Genomic DNA, 17864 nt, shown 5'->3' on the forward strand with positions numbered 1-17864 from the left:
TCGGCCTTTACCCTGATGCCTGCTCGATAGTTACTCGCGAGTTAAACAACGCGAGTGGAACCAGCCGCACGTCAGCCGCACAGTCGCGGGTCCCCCGGAGGATGTCGTGAGCGACACACAGACACTGATCGAGAACCGTCCGCCGAGCGTGGCGACCCTCTTCCTGGAGCGCGTGACAGCCACGCCGGACGCCGAGGCGTACCGCTATCCCGTGCCGTCGGCCGTGGGGCAGGGCGCGGACGAGTGGAAGTCGCTGAGCTGGGCGCAGGCCGCCGAACGGGTCTACGCCATCGCTGCCGGGCTCATCGAGCTGGGCCTCCAGCCCGAGCAGCGCGTGGCCCTCGCCTCCTCGACCCGGATCGAGTGGATCCTCGCCGACCTGGGCATCATGTGCGCCGGCGCGGCCACCACCACGATCTATCCGCAGACCAACGCCGAGGAGTCGGCGTTCATCCTCGCCGACTCCGAGAGCCGGGTGCTCATCGCCGAGGACGCGGCCCAGGTGGCCAAGGCGCTGGAGAAGCGCGCCGAGCTGCCGAACCTCACGCATGTCATCGCCGTGGACGCGGAGGGCGTCGAGACCGGTGACTGGGTGCTCAGCCTCGCCGAGCTGGAGGCCCGCGGTGCGGCCCGGCTGGAGAAGGACCCCGAGCTGATCAAGCAGCGGGTCGGTGCGATCACCAAGGACCAGCTGGCCACCCTGATCTACACCTCCGGCACCACCGGCCGACCCAAGGGCGTACGGCTGCCGCACGACAACTGGTCGTACATGGCGAAGGCGATCGCCGCGACCGGCCTGGTCGGCGCGGAGGACGTGCAGTACCTGTGGCTGCCGCTCGCGCACGTCTTCGGCAAGGTGCTCACCTCCGGCCAGATCGAGGTCGGTCACGTCACCGCCGTCGACGGCCGTGTCGACAAGATCATCGAGAATCTGCCGGTCGTGCAGCCGACGTACATGGCGGCCGTGCCCCGCATCTTCGAGAAGGTCTACAACGGGGTCGCCGCCAAGGCCCGCGCGGGCGGCGGCGCCAAGTACAAGATCTTCCAGTGGGCCGCCGAGGTCTCCCGTGAGTACGCCAAGGTCACCCAGGACAACTTCCGGCGCACCGGCACCCACTCCGCGCCCTTCGGACTCGCCGCCAAGCACAAGGTCGCCGACACGCTCGTCTACGCCAAGATCCGCGAGGCCTTCGGCGGCAACCTGCGCGCGTGCGTCTCCGGCAGCGCCGCCCTCGCCCCGGAGATCGGCTTCTTCTTCGCCGGCGCCGGCATCCACATCCTGGAGGGCTACGGCCTCACGGAGTCCTCGGCCGCGTCCTTCGTGAACCCGGGTGAGGCCTACCGCACCGGCACGGTCGGCAAGCCGCTGCCCGGCACGGAGGTGCGCATCGCCGACGACGGGGAGATCCTGCTGCGCGGCCCCGGCATCATGGAGGGCTACCACGGGCTGCCGGAGAAGACCGCCGAGGTGCTGGAGTCCGACGGCTGGTTCCACACCGGTGACATCGGGGAGCTGTCCCCGGACGGGTACCTGCGCATCACCGACCGCAAGAAGGACCTGATCAAGACCTCGGGCGGCAAGTACATCGCGCCCGCCGAGGTCGAGGGGCAGTTCAAGGCGGTGTGCCCGTACGTCTCCAACATCCTGGTGCACGGCGCCGACCGGAACTTCTGCACGGCGCTGATCGCGCTGGACGAGGTCGCGATCGTGGCGTGGGCCGAGGAGAACGGGCTCGGCGGCAAGTCGTACGCGGAGATCGTCGCCGCGCCGGCCACCGTCGAGATGGTCGACGAGTATGTGCGGCAGCTCAACGCCGGGCTGCAGAAGTGGCAGACGATCAAGAAGTTCCGGCTGCTGCCGCGGGATCTCGATGTGGAGCACGGGGAGATCACGCCGAGCCTGAAGCTGAAGCGGCCGGTTGTCGAGCGGGAGTACAAGGCTCTGATCGAGGAGATGTACGCGGGTACGCGCGAGGCGTAGCGCGGTCGCGGAGGGGTGGCGGGGAGCGCCGGCGGCCGCGGGTGGTCTGTGGTTGCTCGCGCCCCGCGGCGCAGCCGCTGGTCGATACAGCCCCGCGCCCCTTCAGGTCGGCAAGGTCACCCCTTTCCGACCAGCCGACGTATCTCGTGGACCCTGGCGCGTAGGTCCGTCAGGTTCAGGGGCGTGCCCTCGGCGAGCTGGTCCTCCAAAGCCTCCAACTGGGTACTCAGCTCTCGGCTGTGGACGTGCTCTCGGCTCAGCAGACGCTCCAACTGCCTGTTCTTGCGGTACAGGTCCAGGAACACCGACACCTTCGCGCGTAGCACCCAAGGGTCGAACGGCTTGGTCAGATAGTCCGCCGCGCCTGTCGCGTAGCCGCGGAAGGCGTAGCCCGGGTCGTCCTCCGCGCCGGTCAGGAAGATGATCGGGACGTCCTTGGTCTGGTCGAGTCGTTTGATGTTGGTGGCGGTCTCGAAGCCGTCCATGCCCGGCATGCGGACATCGAGCAGCACCAGGGCGAAGCGTTGCCGCAGCAGCGCCTTCATCGCCTCCTCGCCCGAACGCGCGCGGACGAGCGGCTCGTTGAGGGACCCCAGTACGGCCTCCAGCGCGATCAGGTTGTCCTCCATGTCGTCGACCAGGAGGATGCCGGCACGCTCGTCGGTCGTTGCCTCAGCGCTCATGATGAAGTGGCCTCACTCGGTGATGGTCGGCGGAACCTCTTCCCCTTCGGAAGCGCTCGGTTCCGGTACTACGGAGTTGTCCGCGGCCTCGGGGTCCAGGAGGTCGCAGACGACGGTCAGCAGCTGATCCACGTCCACCGGCTTCGGTACGTAGTCGTTGGCGCCCCGCGCGATGGACTTCTCCCGGTCGCCGGGCATGGCCTTCGCGGTGAGGGCGACGATGGGCAGGTCCGTCCAGCGCGGAGTGCGACGGATGGCGGAGATCGTCTCGTATCCGTCCATCTCCGGCATCATGATGTCCATCAGGACGAGTTCGACGTCCGGGTTGCGCTCCAGTGTCTCGATGCCCTCGCGGCCGTTCTCCGCGTACAGGACCGGCATGCCGACCCGGCCCAGGACATGGGTGAGCGCGAAGACGTTGCGGATGTCGTCGTCCACTATCAGCACCCGCCGCCCGGGCAGGATCTGCCCCGCCCGGCCCGTCTGCCAGGCCTCCAGCTTGGTCGGCGTCGGCCAGGAATCGTCCGCGTCGTGGGCGGTCGAGAAGAACGTCTCGGCGGACAGCTGCTCCGGCACCGGCAGTGGGCGGTCCTCGGGCACCGGGCCGGTGGCGGAGTGACCCGGGCTGACGACCGGGACGTACAGGGTGAACGTGGAGCCCCTGCCGGGCTCGCTCTCGGCGACGATACGGCCGCCCAGCAGGCCGGCGATCTCGCGGCTGATGGACAGGCCGAGGCCGGTGCCGCCGTACTTGCGGTTGGTCGTGCCGTCGGCCTGCTGGAACGCCTCGAAGATCACCGGGAGTTTCTCCGACGCGATGCCGATGCCGGTGTCGGACACCGAGAACGCGATCACCTCGTCGCCCTCCAGGACGTAGTGGTGGTCGGGGTCCTTCACCCGGTTCACGCGCAGCTCGACCTTGCCCGAGGCGGTGAACTTGATGGCGTTGGAGAGGAGGTTGCGCAGGATCTGCTGGAGGCGCTGCTCGTCCGAGTACATCTCGCGCGGTACGTCCTCGCCGACCGCCACCTCGAAGGCGAGCCCCCGGTCCAGGGTGAGCGGGCGGAAGGTGGCGTGGACATAGTCCAGCAGCTTGATGAGCGGCAGCCTCTTCGGGCGTACGTCCATCCGGCCGGCCTCGATCTTCGACAGGTCAAGGATGTCGTTGATCAGCTGGAGCAGGTCCGAGCCGGAGCGGTGGATCGTCGTCGCGAACTGGACCTCCTGGTCGGAGAGATGGCCGTCCGGGTTGTCGGAGAGCAGCCTCGCCAGGATCAGCAGCGAGTTCAGAGGTGTCCGCAGCTCGTGGGACATGTTCGCCAGGAACTCCGACTTGTACTGCGACGAAGTCGCCAGGAGCGCCGCTTTCTCCTCCAGTTCGGCGTTCGAGCGCTGCAGCTCCGCCTGCTGCATCTGGAGTTCGTCCGAGCGTTCCTGGAGCTGCATGGCCAGGCGCTGGGACTCGCCGAGCAGGGACTCCGTACGGGAGTTGGCGATGATCGTGTTGATCGCGACGGCAATGGTGTTCACGAACTGGTCGAAGAACGCCAGGTGCACGTCGGAGAAGCGGGAGAAGGACGCCAGCTCGATCACCCCGAGCAGCTTGTCCTCGAAGAGGATCGGGATGATGACGACGCTGCTGGGAGCCGCCTCGCCGAGCCCGCTGTTGATCTTGATGTAGTCCGGCGGGGCCTCCTCGACGAGGATCCGCTTCTTCTCGCGCGCCGCCTGCCGGACCAGGCCGTGCACCGGGAGGCCGCCGGTCTCGATGGTCGTGCCCTGGGCCGAGCCGTATCCGGCGATGAAGGCCAGTCCCTTCGTGGGAACCGTGGTGCGCAGCGCGGCGCTCTCCTCGTCCGGGTCGGCCAGGAAGAACGCGCCGTACTGGGCGTTCACCAGCGGCGTCAGCTCGCGCAGCAGCAGGTCGGCGACCTCCATCAGGTCGCGGTGGCCCTGCATCAGGGCGGCCAGGCGGGCCAGGTTGGACTCCAGCCAGTCCTTGGCGCGGGTCGTCTCGCGCAGGTTGGCCACCATCAGGTTGATGTTGTCCTTCAGCTCCGTGACCTCGCCGCGGGTCTCGACCGTGATCGAGCGGGACATGTCGCCCTGGGCCACCGCGGAGGCGACCTCGGCGATCGCGCGGACCTGGGTGGTCAGGTTCGACGCCAGCTCGTTCACGTTCGTCGTCAGGCGCTTCCAGGTGCCGTACACGCCCTCCACCCGGGCCTGGCCGCCGAGCTGGCCCTCGGAGCCCACCTCGCGGGCCACGCGGGTCACCTCGGAGGAGAAGGAGGAGAGGGTGTCGACCATCGTGTTGATGGCGGTCTTCAGCTCCAGGATCTCGCCGCGCGCGTCCACGTCGATCTTCTTGGAGAGGTCGCCGTTGGCGACGGCGGTCGTCACCTGCGCGATGTTGCGCACCTGTGAGGTGAGGTTGTCGGCCATGTAGTTGACGTTGTCGGTCAGGTCCCGCCAGACGCCGGAGACGCCCAGCACCTGCGCCCGGCCGCCGAGCCGGCCATCGGTGCCGACCTCGCGGGCCACGCGGGTGACCTCGTCGGCGAAGGCGCGCAGCTGCTGCACCATCGTGTTGACGGTGTCCTTGAGTTCGAGGATCTCGCCGCGGGCGTCGACGGTGATCTTCTTGGACAGGTCGCCGTTGGCGACGGCGGTCGTCACCTGCGCGATGTTGCGGACCTGCGAGGTCAGGTTCAGCGCCATGAAGTTGACGTTGTCGGTGAGGTCTTTCCATACGCCGCTGACGCCGCGTACCTGGGCCTGACCGCCGAGGTTTCCTTCGGTGCCGACCTCGCGGGCGACGCGGGTGACCTCGTCGGCGAAGGCGGAGAGCTGGTCGACCATCGTGTTGATGGTCGACTTGAGTTCGAGGATCTCGCCCTTCGCCTCCACCGTGATCTTCTTGCCCAGGTCGCCCTGGGCGACCGCGGTGGAGACCAGGGCGATGTTGCGGACCTGGGAGGTCAGGTTGTCCGCCATGAAGTTGACGTTGTCGGTGAGGTCTTTCCACACGCCGCTGACGCCGCGTACCTGGGCCCGGCCGCCGAGGTTTCCTTCGGTGCCGACCTCGCGGGCGACGCGGGTGACCTCGTCGGCGAAGGCGGAGAGCTGGTCGACCATCGTGTTGATGGTCGACTTGAGCTCGAGGATCTCGCCCTGGGCGTCGACGGTGATCTTCTGGCTCAGGTCGCCGTTGGCGACGGCGGTGGTGACCTGGGCGATGTTGCGGACCTGGGAGGTCAGGTTCGACGCCATGAAGTTGACGTTGTCGGTGAGGTCCTTCCATACGCCGCTGACGCCGCGTACCTGGGCCCGGCCGCCCAGCTGCCCTTCCGTACCCACCTCACGGGCGACCCTCGTCACCTCGTCGGCGAAGGCGGAGAGCTGGTCGACCATCGTGTTGACGGTCAGCTTGAGTTCGAGCAGCTCGCCGGTCGCCTCGACGGTGACCGTGCGGGTCAGGTCGCCGCGGGCCACCGCCGTGGTCACCAGCGCGATGTCACGCACCTGCGCCGTCAGCCGGGACGCCATCGTGTTGACGGCCTCGGTCACATCCCGCCAACTTCCCGACAGTCCCTGCACCTTGGCCCGCCCGCCGAGTCGGCCCTCGGTGCCGACCTCGCGGGCCACGCGGGTGACCTCGCCGGTGAACAGGGAGAGCTGGTCGACCATCTTGTTCACGGCGCGGCCCAGGCGGCGCAGGTCGCCGCGTAACTGGCGGCTGCCGTCGTGCAGATCGACACGCTGGGTCAGGTCACCGCCGGCCACCGCGTCGAGTACGCGCGTCGCGTTCGCCGCCGGGGCGACGAGGGCGTCGAGCACCTGGTTGACGTCGTTGACGCGGGTCGTCCAGTCACCGGGGCCCGGGCTCGCCGAGAGCCGCTCGTCGAGCCTGCCGTGCCGGACCAACTCCCGTTTGACCCGCTGCACTTCACGGTTGAAGTGCGTGCTCCGGTCCATGATCTGGTTGAAGACCGCCGTCAGCTCGGCCACCACTCCTCACCGGTCTCCGGCAGCCTCCGGAAGTCGCCGTCCCTCGCCGCGGTCATCGCGGCGAGCAGCGGGCGCAGTTCCGATGCTCGAATCTGACCGTCTTTCTGTCCGTCTTCGAGCACACGCGTAGCACGGTCATCACTCATGGCGGCCCACTTCGGTAACTCGGTGCTTATGGGCGTGGCCAGTCTGTCACTCTGTCGGCGTCGACTGAGGCGTATTCGTCCGAACCGTTCGGGGAGCTGTAGATGGGGGCCATTCCGGCGCAACGGGAGACCGTTTCCCGTGCCTCTGATGCGCCTGCGCCCGGGAGCGTGGGCGCGGAAACCCGCGCCATCCTCCCCGGCAGTCCGATCTCCCCGGGCTCCGCCCGCACCCTCGTGCGCAACGCCCTCACCGAATGGGCCGCCTCCGGGCTCCCCGGCACCGAGCACCTCAGCGCCCGCCTCGTCGACGACGCCGTCGTGGCCGTCAGCGAGCTGGTCACCAACGCCGTCGTGCACGCCGGCACCGATCTGGAGCTCACCTGCCGGCTGGAGGACACCGGCGCCCTCGTCGTCGAGGTCCTGGACCACCACCCCTCGCGCGCCCCGCGCGACGGCGAGGTGGAGGCGCCGTACGAGACACCGGAGTACGGGCGCGGCCTGCGGCTGGTGTCCCGGCTCGCCGAGTCCTGGGGCGTCACCTATCGCACCGGCGCCAAGACCGTGTGGGCACGGCTGCCCGCCGAGGACCCCGTGGCGGCCAAGGACGACATCGAGGCCTACGCCGAGGAGCGCGCGCTGGAGCGCGGGCTGCGTGTCGCCGAGATCCTTGCCCCCGAACCCCAGCGTGCCGAGCGGGAGAGGGACTGGCTCAACCGCGGTGCCCTGTCCTTCCTCGCCGAGGCCTCCGACCTGCTCGCCGGGCAGCTCGACGAGAACCTGGTCGCCGCGCTCGCCGGCCAGCTGATCGTGCCGCGGCTGGCGGACTGGTGCGCGGTGTGGCTGGAGGACGAGGTCGCCGGGCGCTGGGGATACCCACGATCGGGTGAGCCGGGGGGCGGGGCGGGCTGGGCGGCGGACGGCGCGGCCGGGCACGGGCCTCGGCTGGCCCGCGTCTGGCACGGCTCCGAGAACGTTATCGAGGAGCTGCGCCAGGCCCTGGAGAAGGAGCCGCCGCTCCCGGCCGACGACCACCGCACCGGCCCGGTCGCCTACCCCTGGCCCGGTGCGGCGCTCGGCGCGCGCGGGATGCGCGGCACGGCGCTCGCCTACCGCCTGATCGCCGGGGGCCGCCCACTGGGCACGCTGGTCATCGGGCGAGCCGACCTCATGCGCTTCCCCGACGAGGTCACCGGGCTCGTCGAGGACCTCAGCCGCCGGGTGGCCCTGGCCATCGGCGCGGCCCGCCAGTACGCCCGGCAGGTCACCATCAGTCGGGTCCTGCAGCGCGGACTGCTGCCCGGCGCCGTCGCGGAGATCCCCGGCGTGGCCAGCGCGCTGGTGTACGAGCCGTGCGACAAGGGCGGCCCGAGCGGTGACTTCTACGACCTGTTCCCGGCCGGCGACGGCCGCTGGTGCTTCGCCATCGGGGACGTCCAGGGCAAGGGCCCCGAGGCGGCCGTGGTGATCGGCATCGCGCGCCCCTGGCTGCGGCTCCTCGCCCGGGAGGGCTACCGGGTCGCCGACGTCCTCGACCGCCTCAACCAGCTCCTCCTCGACGACGCCACGGAGGCCGCCGACGCCGCCGCGCGCGCCCTCGTCGGCCCGGTCCCGCCGGCGCCCGGCGACGGCCCGCAGACCCGCTTCCTGTCCCTCCTCTACGGCGAACTCACCCCCTTCGACGGCGGCATCCGCTGCACCCTCGCCTCCGCCGGACACCCGCTGCCGCTGCTGCTGGGCGCCGGCGGCGAGGTCTACACCGCCGCGCATCCGCAGACCCTCCTCGGGGTCGTCGAGGACGCCACGTACACCAGCGAGACCTTCGAGCTGCGCTCCGGGGACACCCTGCTGTGCGTGACCGACGGGGTGACGGAGCGGCGCAGCGGCACCCGCCAGTTCGACGACGGCGACGGCCTCGCGACCGCGCTCGCCGGGTGCGCGGGGCTGAACGCCGAGCTGATCGCGGAGCGGATCCGCAGGCTCGTGCACGAGTTCAGCGGCCGTCCGCCGGAGGACGATCTGGCGTTGCTGGTGCTCCAGGCCGAGTAGCGGTTCGCTCGGTTCCGGCGGGCACGCGCGCGTGCTGGACAATAGAACCCATGCCTTCCGCACTCCCCGACGGCGAGCCCGTCCCCGACGACGGCACGCTCCCCGCGTCCGCCCTCGCCGGGGCCGCCGACCGCCCCCTCGGCTTCTACCTGCACGTCCCGTACTGCGCGACCCGCTGCGGCTACTGCGACTTCAACACCTACACGGCGACCGAGCTGCGCGGCACGGGCGGAGTGCTGGCGTCCCGCGACAACTACGCCGAGACCCTCGTCGACGAGATCCGCCTGGCCCGCAAGGTCCTCGGCGACGACCCGCGCGAGGTCCGCACGGTCTTCGTCGGCGGCGGTACGCCCACGCTGCTGGCCGCCGACGATCTCGTACGGATGCTGGGGGCGATCCGCGACGAGTTCGGGCTGGCACCGGACGCGGAGATCACGACGGAGGCGAACCCGGAGTCGGTGGACCCGGCATATCTGGCCACCCTGCGCGAGGGCGGCTTCAACCGGCTCTCCTTCGGCATGCAGAGCGCGAAGCAGCACGTGCTGAAGGTCCTGGACCGCACCCACACCCCGGGCCGCCCCGAGGCGTGCGTGGCGGAGGCCCGCGCGGCGGGCTTCGAGCATGTCAACCTGGATCTGATCTACGGCACACCGGGCGAGTCGGACGACGACTGGCGGGCCTCGCTGGAGGCGGCGATCGGCGCCGGTCCGGACCACGTGTCCGCCTACGCGCTGATCGTCGAGGAGGGCACGCAACTGGCCCGCCGCATCCGCCGGGGCGAGGTCCCGATGACGGACGACGACGTCCACGCGGACCGGTACCTGATCGCGGAGTCGGTGCTGTCGGAGGCGGGCTTCGACTGGTACGAGGTCTCCAACTGGGCGACCTCACAGGCGGGCCGCTGCCTGCACAACGAGCTGTACTGGCGGGGCGCCGACTGGTGGGGCGCGGGTCCGGGCGCCCACTCGCACGTGGGCGGCGTCCGCTGGTGGAACGTGAAGCATCCGGGCGCGTACGCGGCGGCCCTGGCGGCGGGGCGGTCGCCGGGGGCCGGGCGCGAGCTGCTGTCCGAGGAGGACCGCAGGGTCGAACGGATCCTGCTGGAGCTGCGGCTGCTGGAGGGGGTGCCGCTGGAGCTGCTGCGGGAGCGAGGGCTCGCTGCCTCGCGCCGAGCCCTCGCAGAAGGGCTCTTGCAGACCGGTCCGTACGAGGAGGGGCGGGCGGTGCTGACGCTTCGGGGGCGGTTGTTGGCGGATGCGGTGGTCAGGGATTTGGTGGACTGATCACTCGGGCGAGTGAATCGATGCGGAACGTCGGTTCGGTCCCTAACCTGATTCGTAGGCTGCCGCTAACAGGACGCGGCGGATGTGGAGGGCCACGGAGATGACCGCTGTGGACGAGCGTGGGATGACCAAGTACTTCGAGGAGCTTGAGCCTCCCGAGGGCGTCAAGGTCGAGCTCCTCCGGGGGGAAATCGTGATGATGGCCGCTCCCGATCTGGTGCACAACCGGATCGTGGTGGACGTGCAGGACCAGATCCCGCGCAAGCCCTGGGAACGACTCCAGACCACGGACCTGGACATCTTCGAAGAGGCCAGCGAGCCCATTCCAGACCTGGTGGTGCTGGAACGCGGTGTGGCCCCAGCCTCAGGCAACCTCGTGCCGTCCCAGCTGGTCACCTTGGTGGTCGAGGTGGTTTCGAAGACGAGTGTTGACCGGGATTACGGGCTCAAGCGTTCCATTTACGCGGCCGGCAAGATCCCCGCCTACCTGATCATCGACCCGATCATGGCGCACTGTGTTCTGCTCACCGACCCCATCGGCGATGGAGATCAAGCCGACTATCGCGGGCAGTGGATTACGAAGTTCGGTGACCCCGTGCCACTCGAAGTGATCGGTGTGGAGCTGGACACGAGCGAGTTCGGAACCCTCACCGGGGTCAGGCGTCACCGGCTGCCGTAACGAAGTCGATCAGCTCCTCCACCCGCCCCAGCAACTCCGGCTCCAGGTCCTTGTAGGACCCCACCCGCTTCAGGATCGCCTGCCACACCGCCCCGGTGTTCTCCGACGGCCACCCCAGTGCCCGGCACACCCCCGTCTTCCAGTCCTGCCCGTGCGGGACGCGTGGCCAGGACTCGATGCCCAGGGCCGACGGCTTCACCGCCTCCCAGATGTCGATGTACGGGTGGCCGACGACCAGGGCGTGTTCGCTGGTCACCGACTCGGCGATGCGCCACTCCTTCGTGCCGGGGACCAGGTGGTCCACCAGGACGCCGAGGCGGGCGTCCGGGCCCGGAGCGAATTCGGTCACGATGGACGGCAGGTCGTCGACGCCCTCCAGGTACTCCACGACCACGCCCTCGATGCGCAGGTCGTCGCCCCAGACCTTCTCGACCAGCTCGGCGTCGTGGCGGCCCTCCACGTAGATACGGCCGGCGCGGGCCACGCGTGCGCGTGCGCCGGGGACGGCGACCGAACCGGACGCCGTACGGCTGGGACGTGCGGGAGCCGAGGACGACGGGCGTACGAGCGTCACCACCTTGCCCTCCAGCAGGAACCCCCGCGGCTCCAGCGGGAACACCCGGTGCTTGCCGAAGCGGTCCTCCAGCGTCACCGTGCCCGCCTCGCAGCGGATCACCGCGCCGCAGAAACCCGTGCCCGGCTCCTCCACGACCAGGCCCGGGTCCGCCGGTACCTCGGGGGCGGGCTTGGGCTTCTTCCAGGGCGGGGTCAGGTCCGGGGAGTACTGGCGCATTCGGATGACGATAGGAGAAGCCCCGCGGGTACGTCTCGCGGATCAGGGCGACACGCCGAAACGGGCCGCCAAGGCGTCGCGCTGGCGTCGTACGAACTCCGCGTCCACCACCGCTCCGTGACCGGGCACGTACAGCGCGTCCTCGCCGCCCAGGTCCAACAGGCGGTCCAGGGCGGCAGGCCAGTGCGACGGTACGGCGTCGGGGCCCGCCTGGGGTTCGCCGGACTCCTCCACCAGGTCGCCGCAGAAGACGACCTCCCGATCACCGGAGGCCGCGCCCGGCACCAGCACGACCAGATCGTGGGCCGTGTGGGCCGGGCCCACGTTCGCGAGCAGGACCTGGCGGCCGCCCTCCAGGTCGAGGGTCCACTCGCCGCTCACCTGATGGCGGGGGCGGACCAGGGCGTCCAGCGCCTCGTCGGCGGCGTCCGGGTCCAGGCCGTTGCCCACGGCGTCCGAGCGCAGTTCCGCACGCTCGTGCGCGAACACCGTGTCCATGCCCACCGGGCCGTACACCTCCGCCCCCGCGAACGCCGCAGCCCCGAAGACATGATCGAAGTGGGGATGGGTGAGCGCGAGATGAGTCACACGGTGACCCGCGAGCCACTGTGCCTGCGTACGCAACCGCACACCTTCCCCGAGGCTTGACCCGGCGTCGATCACGAGCGCCGTGTCCCGGCCCAAGACCAGCCCCGCCGTGCAGTCCCAGCTCGGGAGCCGGCACCTGCCCACCCCGGTCGCCAGCCGTTCCCACCCGAGCTCTTCCCAAGTCACCGTCATACGGCGACGCTAACCAAGACACCACCGTCGGGCATGGTGGTGCGGGACCGGCCTTGCCCGGGGCGTACCCCACCGCCGTACACTGGCCGGGGACGGTTGGCACTCACCAGCGCAGAGTGCCAGGCGAGATGTCAAGGAGCGACTTCTGGAGGTGTGCGCGGTTGCTGAATGAACGCAGGCTTCAGGTGTTGCGCGCCATCGTCCAGGACTATGTCGGGACCGAGGAGCCGGTCGGGTCGAAGGCGCTGACCGAGCGGCACAACCTCGGGGTCTCCCCGGCGACCGTCCGCAACGACATGGCTGCCCTGGAGGACGAGGGATTCATCGCCCAGCCGCACACCAGCGCGGGGCGCATCCCGACCGACAAGGGTTACCGGCTGTTCGTCGACAAGCTCGCCGGCGTCAAGCCGATGACCCCGCCGGAGCGGCGCGCCATCCAGAACTTCCTCGACGGCGCCGTCGACCTCGACGACGTCGTGGCGCGCACCGTGCGGCTGCTCGCGCAGCTCACGCGGCAGGTCGCCGTGGTGCAGTACCCGTCCCTGACCCGGTCCACCGTCCGGCATGTGGAGCTGCTCTCGCTCGCGCCCGCGCGTGTGATGCTCGTGCTGATCACGGACACCGGGCGGGTCGAACAGCGGATGATCGACTGTCCCGCGCCGTTCGGCGAGGCCTCGCTCGCGGATCTGCGCGCGCGGCTCAACAGCCGGGTCGCGGGGCGGCGCTTCACCGATGTGCCGACGCTCGTCGAGGACCTCCCCGAGGGCTTCGACACAGAGGACCGCGGCACCGTCTCGGCCGTGCTCTCCACCCTTCTGGAGACACTCGTCGAGGAGAACGAAGAGCGGCTGATGATCGGCGGCACCGCCAATCTCACCCGCTTCGGACATGACTTCCCCCTCACCATCCGGCCCGTCCTGGAGGCCCTCGAGGAGCATGTCGTGCTCCTCAAACTCCTTGGCGAGGCAGGGGATTCGGGCATGACCGTACGCATCGGTCACGAGAACGCCTATGAGGGACTCAACTCCACGTCTGTCGTGTCGGTCGGCTACGGTTCGGGCGGCGAGGCAGTTGCCAAGCTCGGCGTGGTCGGACCGACCCGCATGGATTACCCGGGAACGATGGGAGCGGTACGCGCAGTGGCACGGTACGTCGGACAGATCCTGGCGGAGTCGTAAGTGGCCACGGACTACTACGCCGTTCTCGGCGTGCGTCGCGACGCGTCGCAGGAAGAGATCAAGAAGGCCTTCCGGCGGCTCGCACGCGAGCTGCACCCGGACGTCAATCCGGACCCGAAGACCCAGGAGCGGTTCAAGGAGATCAACGCCGCTTACGAGGTGTTGTCGGACCCGCAGAAGAAGCAGGTCTACGACCTCGGCGGCGACCCGCTGTCCCAGGCGGGCGGCGCGGGAGCGGGCGGCTTCGGTGCGGGCGGCTTCGGGAACTTCTCGGACATCATGGACGCCTTCTTCGGTACGGCGTCCCAGCGCGGCCCGCGTTCGCGCACCCGCCGGGGCCAGGACGCGATGATCCGGCTGGAGATCGAGCTCGACGAGGCGGCCTTCGGCACGACGAAGGACATCCAGGTCGACACGGCCGTCGTCTGCAACACCTGCAACGGTGAGGGGGCTGCCCCCGGCACCTCCGCCCAGACGTGTGACATGTGCCGCGGTCGCGGTGAGGTGTCGCAGGTGACGCGGTCCTTCCTGGGCCAGGTCATGACCTCCCGGCCCTGCCCGCAGTGTCAGGGGTTCGGGACCGTGGTTCCCACGCCGTGCCCCGAGTGCGCGGGCGACGGGCGCGTACGGTCCCGCCGGACCCTCACGGTCAAGATCCCCGCCGGTGTCGACAACGGCACCCGGATCCAGCTCGCCGGCGAGGGCGAGGTCGGCCCCGGTGGCGGTCCCGCCGGTGACCTGTACGTCGAGATCCACGAGCTGCCGCACTCGACCTTCCAGCGGCGCGGCGACGACCTGCACTGCACGGTGACGATCCCGATGACCGCGGCGTCCCTCGGCACGAAGGTGCCGCTGGAGACCCTCGACGGCGTGGAGGAGGTCGACATCCGGCCCGGCACCCAGTCCGGTCAGTCGATTCCGCTGCACGGACGCGGTGTGACGCATCTGCGGGGCGGCGGGCGCGGCGACCTCATCGTCCACGTCGAGGTCACCACGCCGACCAAGCTGGACCCCGAGCAGGAGCGATTGCTGCGTGAGCTGGCCAAGCTGCGCGGCGAGGAGCGGCCGACGGGGCAGTTCCAGCCGGGTCAGCAGGGGTTGTTCTCGCGGTTGAAGGATGCGTTCAACGGGCGCTGACGCGAGTTTGCGAGGTGCTGCCGGGGGTCCGGGGGTTGGCCCCCGGGCAGGCACAGTCAGCCGGGGCAGCAGGGGTTGTTCTCGCGGTTGAAGGATGCGTTCAACGGGCGCTGAGTCCGGTCGGGCAGTCCCCTGCATCGCACGGCCCAGGGCCGATTCGGACTTGTTCGGAGGACGTGACAACATGCCGTCATGTCCTCCGCGCTGACCGATCTCTTCCCCTATCCGATCGTGCAGGCCCCCATGGCGGGCGGCGTCTCCGTGCCGCAGCTCGCGGCTGCCGTGTCCGAGGCCGGTGGGCTGGGGTTTCTCGCCGCCGGGTACAAGACCGCCGACGGGATGTACCAGGAGATCAAGCAGCTGCGGGGGCTGACGGGCCGACCCTTCGGGGTCAACCTGTTCATGCCGCAGCCCGAGTATGCCGACGCCGCGGCCGTGGAGGTCTACGCGCATCAGCTCGCCGGTGAGGCCGCCTGGTACGAGACCGAGCTGGGGGACCCGGACAGCGGGCGGGACGACGGGTACGACGCAAAGCTGGCCGTGCTGCTCGACAACCCGGTGCCGGTCGTCTCGTTCCACTTCGGGGTGCCGAAGCCCGATGCGCTGGAGTCCCTGCGCCGCGCCGGAACCTTCACCCTCGTCACCGTCACCACCACGGACGAGGCCCTCGCCGTGCAGCAGGCCGGTGCCGACGCCGTGATCGTGCAGGGGGTGGAGGCCGGCGGGCACCAGGGGACGCATCGCGACAACCCGGAGACGGACCGGTCGGGCATCGGGCTGCTCTCCCTCCTCGCGCAGGTCCGCGAGACCGTGAGCCTGCCCATCGTCGCCGCGGGCGGCATCATGCGCGGCAGCCAGATCGCCGCCGTCCTCGCGGCCGGGGCCAGTGCCGCCCAGCTCGGCACCGCCTTCCTCGCCACCCAGGAGTCCGGCGCCAACGCCCTGCACAAGCAGGCGCTGACCAACCCCCTGTTCGTACGGACCGAGTTGACGCGCGCGTTCTCCGGCCGGCCCGCCCGCGGCCTGGTCAACCGCTTCATGCGCGAGCACGGGCCGTACGCCCCCGCCGCCTACCCCGAGGTCCACCACCTGACCTCCCCTGCGCAAGAAGGCCGCCGCGTCCGGTGACGCGCAGGGCATGGCCCTGTGGGCGGGACAGGGGCACCGTATGGCACGCGACCTGCCCGCCGGGCAGCTGGTGGAGGTGCTGGCCGCCGAGCTGGCCGCCGCTGTGACAGCGTTGTCGGCGGCGCCCAACGGGGGTGCGGTCGGATGACGGCGCCGGTGTTCGTAGTCGAGTCGCTGGAGCGGGGCCACCTGTCCGGCGGCGAGTACGTGCTCGACGGTCCCGAGGGGCGGCACGCCGTCTCGGTGAAGCGGCTGCGGGTCGGCGAGGAGGTCGTCCTCACCGACGGGCTCGGGCGCTGGGCCGCGGGTGTCGTCAAGGCGGCCGAGGGCAAGGACCGGCTGGTCGTGGGCGTGGGTGCGGTGGCCGAGGAGCCGGTGGCACAGCCTCGTATCACCGTCGTCCAGGCCCTCCCCAAGGGCGACCGCGGTGAACTGGCCGTCGAGACCATGACCGAGACCGGCGTCGACGCGATCGTGCCGTGGGCGGCTGCCCGGTGCATCACGCAGTGGAAGGGCGAGCGGGGGGCCAAGGCCCTCGGCAAGTGGCGGGCCACCGCCCGCGAGGCCGGCAAGCAGTCGCGCCGGGTGCGCTTCCCGGAGATCGCGGAGGCGGCCACGACCAAGCAGGTCGCGGCGCTGCTCGCCGACGCCGACTTCGCCGCCGTACTGCACGAGGAGCGCGACTACGGCAGTGAGCCGCTCGCGACGGCCGAACTGCCCGCCGAGGGCGAGATCGTGCTCGTCGTCGGCCCCGAGGGCGGCGTGGCCCCCGAGGAACTCGCCCTCTTCGAGGAGGCGGGCGCGAAGGCGTACCGTCTGGGCCGTACCGTCCTGCGCACCTCCACCGCCGGGACCGCGGCGACGGCACTGCTCCTCGGCCGCACCGGCCGCTGGGCCTGACCAGGAGGGACGTCCGCCGTGGAACTCGCCCAAGTAAGGCTCCTGGTCGGCGACTTCGCCGCCTGCTACCGCTTCTACGCCGATGTCCTCGGCCTCAAGCCGCAGTCGGGCGCGACGAACGGGCCCTACGAGAAGTTCAGCCCCGCCACCGGTTCGGCGGGCATCGCCCTCCAGGACCGGGCGATGATGGCCGGGGTCCTGGGCGAACTCGGCGACGAGGCCAGGGGACATCGCTCACTGGTGGTCCTGCGCGTCGACGATCTGGACGCCTACTGCACACAGATCACCGAACGCGGCGCGACCCTCCTCCACGACCCCACCCCGCTGACCGACCGCATGCGCGTCGCCCACCTCAAGGACCCTGAGGGGAACCTGGTGGAACTTCAGGAGTGGCTGCTGCTGCGCACCTGAGGAGCCCGCCCCGCCGTGAACTGGGCGAGCCGGGAGTGGCCGTATGCGCTCTACCGCGGCGGCCGGGACAGTGGCAGGCTGCCGTCCCATGGGGGCATTCAGGAGGGTTTGGTCTCGCGTCGACCGGCGTGCGGGGCGTCGTGCGCGGGTGGCTGCCGTGGCGGGGCTCGCGGTCGTCGCCGTCGGCTCGGTGGTCGGGTGTGATCCGGGTGGGCTGAGCTCGGCGACCGTGGCGTTCACGACCGATCAGACCGTGACCGAGGAGCTGCAGCGGCAGAAGGCCGACGTGCAGTGGCTCAACTGCACGGGCTCGTACGACGACAGGGGCAACGGCAGCTCGCCGACCGCCAGTGAGAACACCGTCGTCAAGGTCGACTGCGAGGGTGAGACCAAGGACGGCAAGGACATCGTCGTCACCGGCCGGATCACCCGGGCCGTCAGCGGTTCCTGTGTGCGCGGGGACCTCGTCGCCAAGATCGACGGCAAGGAGTGGTTCCACGTGAACGGGCTGGGCAAGTGCGACGCCACGCCCTCGCCCGTCAACCCGTCCGGGGGCGGACAGCAGCCCGGCCCCACGGTCACGGTGACCGTCACCAAGACCGTCTACTGCAAGCAGCACCCGAACTGCTGGCCGGAGGGCAAGTGACCGTCTCCCGGCGGGAGTTGGGCCAAGTGATCCAAAGGCCTGTTCGCGGGCGCCGCGCTTGC

12 protein-coding genes and 2 pseudogenes are annotated in these 17864 nt (G+C 70.3%); 10 read left to right on the plus strand and 4 right to left on the minus strand.

The window, feature by feature from the left end; genetic code table 11:
* Positions 1-106: 106 nt before the first annotated feature.
* Entirely contained in the window at positions 107-1981 is a 1875-nt protein-coding gene (locus OHO27_RS27880) for an AMP-dependent synthetase/ligase (RefSeq protein WP_328427703.1), read from the plus strand.
* 116 nt (positions 1982-2097) lie between these two features.
* Here the strand turns inward: OHO27_RS27880 and OHO27_RS27885 are convergent, their stop codons facing one another.
* On the minus strand, positions 2098-2664 hold the full coding sequence (locus OHO27_RS27885; protein ID WP_328427704.1) for a response regulator: 567 nt from the start codon (positions 2662-2664) through the stop codon (positions 2098-2100).
* A gap of 12 nt (positions 2665-2676) precedes the next feature.
* Positions 2677-6731: pseudogene (locus tag OHO27_RS27890) on the minus strand (HAMP domain-containing protein).
* A gap of 192 nt (positions 6732-6923) precedes the next feature.
* Between OHO27_RS27890 and OHO27_RS27895 the strand changes: the two are divergent.
* The 3 genes from OHO27_RS27895 to OHO27_RS27905 all read left to right on the plus strand — a co-directional run bounded on the left by OHO27_RS27895 (position 6924) and on the right by OHO27_RS27905 (position 10829).
* Positions 6924-8867: an ATP-binding SpoIIE family protein phosphatase gene (locus tag OHO27_RS27895; protein WP_328427705.1), complete on the plus strand. Its 1944-nt coding sequence runs from the start codon at positions 6924-6926 to the stop codon at positions 8865-8867.
* A 50-nt stretch (positions 8868-8917) separates the two neighbouring features.
* Positions 8918-10150, plus strand: coding sequence for a radical SAM family heme chaperone HemW (gene hemW / locus OHO27_RS27900; protein WP_328427706.1), 1233 nt, complete (start codon positions 8918-8920; stop codon positions 10148-10150).
* Positions 10151-10250: 100 nt separating this feature from the next.
* Positions 10251-10829 carry a Uma2 family endonuclease gene (locus tag OHO27_RS27905; protein ID WP_328427707.1) on the plus strand — a complete coding sequence of 193 codons (579 nt, stop codon included), beginning with the start codon at positions 10251-10253 and terminating at the stop codon, positions 10827-10829.
* Here the strand turns inward: OHO27_RS27905 and OHO27_RS27910 are convergent.
* Positions 10807-11622, minus strand: a complete 816-nt coding sequence (locus OHO27_RS27910; protein WP_328427708.1) for a DUF3097 domain-containing protein — start codon at positions 11620-11622, stop codon at positions 10807-10809. The genes OHO27_RS27905 and OHO27_RS27910 overlap by 23 nt on opposite strands.
* Before the next feature lie 42 nt (positions 11623-11664).
* The gene (locus OHO27_RS27915) at positions 11665-12402 is read right to left on the minus strand and encodes an MBL fold metallo-hydrolase (RefSeq protein WP_328427709.1); all 738 of its coding nucleotides are present in this window, start codon (positions 12400-12402) and stop codon (positions 11665-11667) included.
* 161 nt (positions 12403-12563) lie between these two features.
* On the opposite strand from OHO27_RS27915, the gene hrcA reads away from it, so the two are divergent.
* The 6 genes and pseudogenes from hrcA (at position 12564) to OHO27_RS27945 (ending at position 17802) form a co-directional block, all read left to right on the plus strand.
* Positions 12564-13580: a heat-inducible transcriptional repressor HrcA gene (hrcA, locus tag OHO27_RS27920; protein WP_328427710.1), complete on the plus strand. Its 1017-nt coding sequence runs from the start codon at positions 12564-12566 to the stop codon at positions 13578-13580.
* Positions 13581-14717, plus strand: a complete 1137-nt coding sequence (dnaJ, locus tag OHO27_RS27925) for a molecular chaperone DnaJ (protein ID WP_328427711.1) — start codon at positions 13581-13583, stop codon at positions 14715-14717. It abuts the gene before it with no gap.
* Positions 14718-14909: 192 nt separating this feature from the next.
* Positions 14910-15993: pseudogene (locus tag OHO27_RS27930) on the plus strand (nitronate monooxygenase).
* Positions 15990-16745, plus strand: a complete 756-nt coding sequence (locus OHO27_RS27935) for a 16S rRNA (uracil(1498)-N(3))-methyltransferase (RefSeq protein WP_328427712.1) — start codon at positions 15990-15992, stop codon at positions 16743-16745. Before OHO27_RS27930 ends, OHO27_RS27935 begins: the two are co-directional and overlap by 4 nt.
* Positions 16746-16763: 18 nt before the next feature.
* Positions 16764-17156, plus strand: a complete 393-nt coding sequence (locus OHO27_RS27940; protein ID WP_328427713.1) for a VOC family protein — start codon at positions 16764-16766, stop codon at positions 17154-17156.
* An 88-nt stretch (positions 17157-17244) separates the two neighbouring features.
* Positions 17245-17802 (plus strand): hypothetical protein, encoded by a 558-nt coding sequence (locus OHO27_RS27945; protein ID WP_443059614.1) that lies wholly within the window; start codon positions 17245-17247, stop codon positions 17800-17802.
* Positions 17803-17864: the final 62 nt, after the last annotated feature.

This window comes from Streptomyces sp. NBC_00443, assembly GCF_036014175.1.
Classification (GTDB): domain Bacteria; phylum Actinomycetota; class Actinomycetes; order Streptomycetales; family Streptomycetaceae; genus Streptomyces.